The sequence below is a fragment of the Mesorhizobium sp. B2-4-3 genome (assembly GCF_006442815.1).
Lineage (GTDB): Bacteria > Pseudomonadota > Alphaproteobacteria > Rhizobiales > Rhizobiaceae > Mesorhizobium.
Genome location: NZ_VFVL01000049.1, coordinates 22792 through 29113 on the forward strand (window position 1 = coordinate 22792; position 6322 = coordinate 29113).

Below are 6322 nucleotides of genomic sequence, written 5' to 3' on the forward strand. Positions count from 1 at the left end.
GAGGCTTTAAAAGTGGCAAGAAATCCCAGGATCACGTTCATCGGCGCCGGCTCGACGGTGTTCATGAAGAACATCGTCGGCGACGTGCTGCAGCGCCCGTCGCTTTCGGGCGCGACCATCGCGCTGATGGACATCAACCCGCAGCGGCTGGAAGAGAGCGCGATCGTCGTCAACAAGCTGATCGCGACGCTCGGCGTCAAGGCGAAGGCCGAGACCTATTCGGACCAGCGCAAGGCGCTGAAAGGCGCCGACTTCGTCGTCGTCGCCTTCCAGATCGGCGGCTACGAGCCCTGCACCGTCACCGATTTCGAGGTGCCGAAGAAATACGGCCTGCGCCAGACGATCGCCGATACGCTGGGCGTCGGCGGGATCATGCGGGGCCTGAGGACCGTGCCGCATCTGTGGAAGATATGCGAGGACATGCTCGCCGTCTGCCCGGAAGCGATCATGCTGCAATATGTCAACCCGATGGCGATCAACACCTGGGCGATCGCCGAGAAATATCCCACGATCAAGCAGGTCGGGCTCTGCCACTCGGTGCAGGGCACGGCGATGGAACTGGCGCACGATCTCGACCTTCCGTATGAGGAGATCCGCTACCGCTCGGCCGGCATCAACCACATGGCCTTCTACCTCAAGTTCGAGCATCGCCAGCCGGACGGCACCTACCGCGACCTTTATCCCGATCTCGTGCGCGCCTATCGCGAGGGCCGCGCGCCAAAGCCCGGCTGGAACCCGCGCTGCCCGAACAAGGTGCGCTACGAGATGCTGACCAGGCTCGGCTATTTCGTCACCGAAAGCTCGGAGCATTTCGCCGAATATACGCCCTATTTCATCAAGGACGGCCGCCCCGACCTAATCGAGAAATACGGCATTCCGCTCGACGAATACCCGAAACGCTGCATCGAGCAGATCGAGCGCTGGAAGGGCCAGGCGGAAGCCTACCGCTCGGCCGACCGGATCGAAGTCGAGCAGTCGAGGGAATATGCCTCCTCGATCATGAATTCGATGTGGACCGGCGAGCCGTCGGTGATCTACGGCAATGTCCGCAACAATGGCTGCATCACCTCGCTGCCTTTCGACTGCGCGGCGGAAGTGCCGTGCCTAGTCGATGCCTCCGGCATCCAGCCCACTTACATTGGCGATCTGCCGCCGCAGCTGACGGCGCTGATCCGCACCAACATCAATGTGCAGGAGCTGACGGTGCGGGCGCTGATCAGCGAGAACCGCGAGCACATCTACCACGCGGCGATGATGGACCCGCACACGGCGGCCGAGCTCGACCTCGATCAGATCTGGTCCTTGGTCGACGACCTGCTTGCCGCTCACGGCGACTGGCTGCCGGCCTGGGCGCGAGGCCGGCGCAAGAGCGCGGCTGCCTGAATTCCTGAATTACGCCCCGGCCTTCTCGCGCTCGACGGCGCGCCAGCCGATGTCGTGGCGGTAAAAGCCCTGCGGCCAGTCGATACGCTCGATCGCCGCATACGCCTTTGCCTGCGCCTCGCCGACGGTTTTGCCTGATGCGGTGACGTTGAGCACACGGCCGCCATTGGCGACCAGCGCACCGCCATTGATGGCGGTGCCGGCATGGAAGACCTGGACGCCCTCGCCTTCCGCCTTGTCGAGACCGCGGATGACGGAGCCCTTTTCCGGCGTGCCGGGATAACCCCTGGCCGCCATCACCACGGTCAACGCCGTCTCGTCGCTCCAGCGGATAGACATATGCGCGAGCTGGCCGTCGACGGCGGCGTTGAGCAGGACGAGCAAATCGTCCTTCAGCCGCATCATCAGCACCTGGCATTCGGGATCGCCGAAGCGGGTGTTGTACTCGATCAGCTTCGGCCCGCTGTCGGTGATCATCAGGCCGGCGAAGAGGATGCCGGCAAAGGGCGCGCCGAGATTGGCCATGCCGCGCATGGTCGGCTCGATGATCTCGCGCATGGTGCGCTCGGTCATTTCCGGCGTCATCACCGGCGCCGGCGAATAGGCGCCCATGCCGCCGGTGTTCGGCCCGGTATCGCCGTCGCCGACGCGCTTGTGGTCCTGCGCGGTGCCGAAGGGCAGCGCGGTGGCGCCATCGCACAGGCAGAAGAAGCTTGCCTCCTCGCCGGTCAGATATTCCTCTACGACCACTTCTGCGCCGGCCGTGCCGAATGCGCCGTCGAAGCAGGCTTCCAGCGCGGCGTTCGCCTCGTCCAGCGTCATGGCGATGGTGACGCCCTTGCCGGCGGCAAGCCCGTCGGCCTTGATGACGATCGGCGCGCCCGTCTTCTCGACATAAGCCTTTGCCGAGGCGAGGTCGCTGAAGCGGCCATAGGCTGCGGTCGGGATGTCGAACTTCGCGCAAAGATCCTTGGTGAAGCCCTTCGAGCCCTCGAGCCGCGCCGCCGCCTTGGAGGGACCGAAGACGCGGATGCCCCAGGCGCGCAGATCGTCGGCGATGCCTGCGACCAGCGGCCCTTCCGGGCCGACCACGACCAGGTCGATCTTCTTTTCCTGGCAGAAGGCGGCCACAGTGGAATGGTCGGCGACGTCGAGCTTGACCAGCTCGGCGACACGGCCGATACCCGGATTGCCTGGCGAGGCGTAGAGCTTCGTCAGCAGCGGCGAGGCGGACATCTTCCAGGCGAGCGCATGTTCGCGGCCACCCGAGCCGAGAAGAAGAACGTTCATGGCCACCTCTTGCTGATCGTCTCCCCGAACCCGCTATTGGTCCGCGGGCGACGGGTCAAGGCGTCTTGGCATTTTGGCGGCAATTGCGCACGGGAAGATGGTCCTGATCAAGAGGGATGAGATAAGTCCCGCGTTCGGCTAGCCTAGAGCATTCCAGGGAGATTGGCTGAAGCCTCCTCAACCTCGTCATTCTAGGGCGGAGCAAGGAGCGAAGCGACGCGCGCAGACCCTAGAATCCATGCCGGTTACCTTAGCCAAAGGATGCAAATGGCGCAGAATTCTGCACCGTTGCGGCGCGTCGGAGTTACGGCATGGATCCTCGGGTCTGCGCGCGTCGCTTGGCTCCTTGCTCCGCCCGTGGATGACGAGGCCGGGCCGGTTCGGCCAATCCCAAGGCATGCGACTGCCGGCGCAAATATAGCCGACCAATCAAAAATTCCTGTGCCAGGGGAAACACACCAGCTCTGGAAATGCCTCAGCTCTGGAAAACGACCGGGAACCAGTCCTCGCGCAGTTTCTGGCCGGGCTTCATGTCGTGGCCCGGATAGGGCGGCGAGGTGCGGCCGGGACGCTCGACATAACGCGCGTCGTCGCCGACCCAGCGCAGCGACAGCGCCCGGCGCCGCGCCGAGGTCATGTTGCCGCGCGCGCCGTGCGCCGTGCGGAAGTCGAACAGGATGGCGTCGCCCGGCTCCATCTCCCATTCGAGCACCTTCATCGAGGGGTCGTTGTCGGGGTCGGGCACCGGCCGGTAGTCGCCCTCGCCGGCATAGAAGTTGTCGTCGTTCAGCCAGCGCACGGGCAGCACCATCTTTTCCCATTTGTGCGAGCCGGCGATCAGCCTCAGCGTCGCTTCCTTCACCGGATCGATCGGGATCCAGAAGCTCACGGTCTGGCTGCCGTCGACGAAGTAATAGGGAATGTCCTGGTGCCACGGCGTCGGCTTCTGCGTGCCGGGCTCCTTGACCAGAACGTGATCGTGGAAGAATTGGGCACTGCGCGACTGCATGACCGCGGCCGCGAGCTCGGCGGCCGGCGATTCCCTGACGATCCTGACGAATTCAGGGATACGCTCCCAGTTGCAGTAGTCGTCGAAGAAGCTGCCCTTGCCGCCGGCAATGTCGGAAGCGGTGGCGCTGCGGTTCTCAATGTTGCGCTCGATGCCGTCGGCGATGACATCGACCCAATCCTTGAAGGCGCCGCGGATGCAGACCGCGCCGTCGCGCTGGTAATCGGCAATCGTCGAAGCATCGATCTTTGGGCTGGCCATGGCGCTCTCCTTGATTAGGCGAGCGACTATCGCAAGCGCTGGACATCGCGTAAAATAATAACTTGTCATCTAATTTATAGTTTTTACCTATGAGACCGACCCTCACCCAGTTGCGCTATGTCGTTGCCGTGGCCCGCTATGGCAGCGTGACCGCGGCCGCCTCGGCGCTCAATGTTTCGCAGCCTTCGATCTCCGTGGCGATCGACAATGTCGAGGATGCGCTTGGCCAGAAGCTGTTCGTGCGCCAGCGCGGCAGCGGCGTTGCGCTGACATCCTTCGGCCGCAGGGCCGTCGCCAAGGCGAGGCAGGTGCTGGGCGAAGCGGACGAGCTCGCCGCGCTCGGTTCGCGCGATGCCGATGTCGGCGGCGAGCTGATGCTCGGCTGCTTCGAGGACCTAGCGCCCTATTTCGCGCCGGCGCTGATGCGCGCCTTCGCCGAGCGCTGCCCGGCCGTCACGGTCGTCATCGGCGACGAAACCTTCGACACGCTGGGGCGGCGCCTGGCCGACAGCGCCGTCGATCTCGGCCTCACCTACGATCTCGGCCTTCCAGGGCATTTCAAGCGCATTCTGCTGCATGAATTGCGGCCGCACGCGCTTCTTCCCGCCGGCCATGTGCTGGCGGACAAGCACGCCGTCAGCCTGGCGGAACTGGCGCAGTATCCGCTGATCACCACCGACCAGCCGCACAGCTGGCAGCACATGATGGACCTCTTCCTCAGCCGCGGCCTGTCACCGATTGCCCGGACGGCGACGAGCTCGTTCGAATTGCAGCGCGCCATGGTGGCCAACGGCTTCGGCGTCGCGGTCAGCTATACGAGGCCCTATGGCGACCGCAGCTATGACGGCCTGCCGCTGGTCTTAAAGCCGCTCTCCGACGCGCTGCCGATGCAGCGCATCATCCTGACCCATGACACGCGCCAGCGCCTGTCGAAGGCGGCCGCGGCCTTCATCGACGTCGCCAAGGCATGGTTTGCCAGTCACGGTGTTTTCACCGCCTAGAGCATGATGCCGAAAAGTGTGAAGCGGTTTTCGGCCGACATCATGCTCTATCTCTTTGATTTAGAGCCGGATTCAGATTTCAGGTCGGTTCGACCTGAAATCATCCGGCTCTAGGGCTTCAACGCCCAAGTTTTCAACGCTTGAGCGACAACGCGACCGCTTGACGGCGCTGCTTGCTGCTGCCACTCCAGCGTGATGGAAACCGTCCAGTCGAAAGCGATCCAGGGCCGTGTCGCCGACGCGCCGAGCGGCCATTGGGTCTACAGGGTGCTGCCGCGCTGGCTCTGGCCCTACGCGCAGCTCGCGCGCTGGGACCGGCCGATCGGCTGGCAGCTCTTGTTGTGGCCGTGCTGGTGGTCGGCGGCGCTCGCCGCGGGCGCCTATCCGCGCCCGACCGACCCGCTGCTGACGCTGCTGCCGGCGCCCTGGTACCTGTTCCTGTTTTTCGTCGGCGCCGTTGCCATGCGCGGCGCCGGCTGCACCTATAACGACCTCGCCGACGTGGATATCGACAACCAGGTCGAGCGCACCCGCTCGCGGCCGCTGCCGGCCGGTAAGGTCACGCGCCGCCAGGCCTGGGCTTTCGTCATCATCCAGGCGCTCATCGGGCTTGCCGTGCTGTTGCAGTTCAACAGCTTCGCCATTCCGCTCGGCATCGCCTCGCTGGCGATCGTGGCGGTCTATCCGTTCATGAAGCGCATCACCAACTGGCCGCAATTCGTGCTGGGCTTAGCCTTCTCCTGGGGCGCGCTGATGGGCTGGGCGGTCGAGTTCGGCGACATCGATGATCCGGCCATCATGCTCTATATCGGCTCGATCCTGTGGGTGATCGGCTACGACACGATCTACGCGCACCAGGACAAGGAAGACGACGCCATCGTCGGTGTGCGCTCGACGGCGCGGCTGTTCGGCGACAACACCAAGACCTGGCTCACCGGGCTCTATGGCGGCGCGCTTATCTGCTTCGCCATCGCCTTCGCTTCGGCGCAGGTGCCCGTGGTGGCGCTGGCCGGGCTGATCGCGGCCGGCGCGCATATGGCGCGCCAGATCATCCGGCTCGACATCGACAATCCGGACCAATGCCTGAAGCTGTTCAAGTCGAACAACCAGGTCGGCTGGCTGATCTTCCTCGGCCTGATCGGCGGGTCGGTGTGGATATGGCTGAAGCCGCTGGTGTAGCGGCGCCGCTTTCCCTTCTCCCCTTGTGGGAGAAGGTGTCGCCGAGGGGTGCTCCAGAGGACACTAACCTCTCACTTCGCTGGAACACCCCTCATCCGTCTCGGCGCTATCGCGCCGATCCACCTTCTCCCACAAGGAGGGTTTTGCACGGGAGCCGATATTTAGCGCATGAGGCAGATGGGCGTTTTTTGAAAGGCGC

5 protein-coding genes are annotated in these 6322 nt (G+C 64.3%); 3 read left to right on the forward strand and 2 right to left on the reverse strand.

The window, feature by feature from the left end; genetic code table 11:
* Positions 1–12: 12 nt before the first annotated feature.
* The gene (locus tag FJ956_RS28845; protein ID WP_140684571.1) at positions 13–1383 is read left to right on the forward strand and encodes an alpha-glucosidase/alpha-galactosidase; all 1371 of its coding nucleotides are present in this window, start codon (positions 13–15) and stop codon (positions 1381–1383) included.
* A gap of 9 nt (positions 1384–1392) precedes the next feature.
* Here FJ956_RS28845 and purD read toward each other — a convergent pair whose 3' ends face one another.
* Both purD and FJ956_RS28855 read right to left on the reverse strand, forming a co-directional pair.
* Complete coding sequence (purD, locus tag FJ956_RS28850; RefSeq protein WP_140684569.1) at positions 1393–2673, reverse strand: phosphoribosylamine--glycine ligase; 1281 nt, start codon at positions 2671–2673, stop codon at positions 1393–1395.
* A 475-nt stretch (positions 2674–3148) separates the two neighbouring features.
* Entirely contained in the window at positions 3149–3943 is a 795-nt protein-coding gene (locus FJ956_RS28855; RefSeq protein WP_140684985.1) for a phytanoyl-CoA dioxygenase family protein, read from the reverse strand.
* Between the two features lie 89 nt (positions 3944–4032).
* Here FJ956_RS28855 and FJ956_RS28860 point away from each other — a divergent pair, with 89 nt between their 5' ends.
* The gene (locus FJ956_RS28860; protein WP_140684986.1) at positions 4033–4944 is read left to right on the forward strand and encodes a LysR family transcriptional regulator; all 912 of its coding nucleotides are present in this window, start codon (positions 4033–4035) and stop codon (positions 4942–4944) included.
* A gap of 195 nt (positions 4945–5139) precedes the next feature.
* A complete protein-coding gene (ubiA, locus tag FJ956_RS28865) occupies positions 5140–6123 on the forward strand; it encodes a 4-hydroxybenzoate octaprenyltransferase (protein ID WP_140684987.1) in 984 nt (327 codons plus the stop codon).
* Positions 6124–6322: the final 199 nt, after the last annotated feature.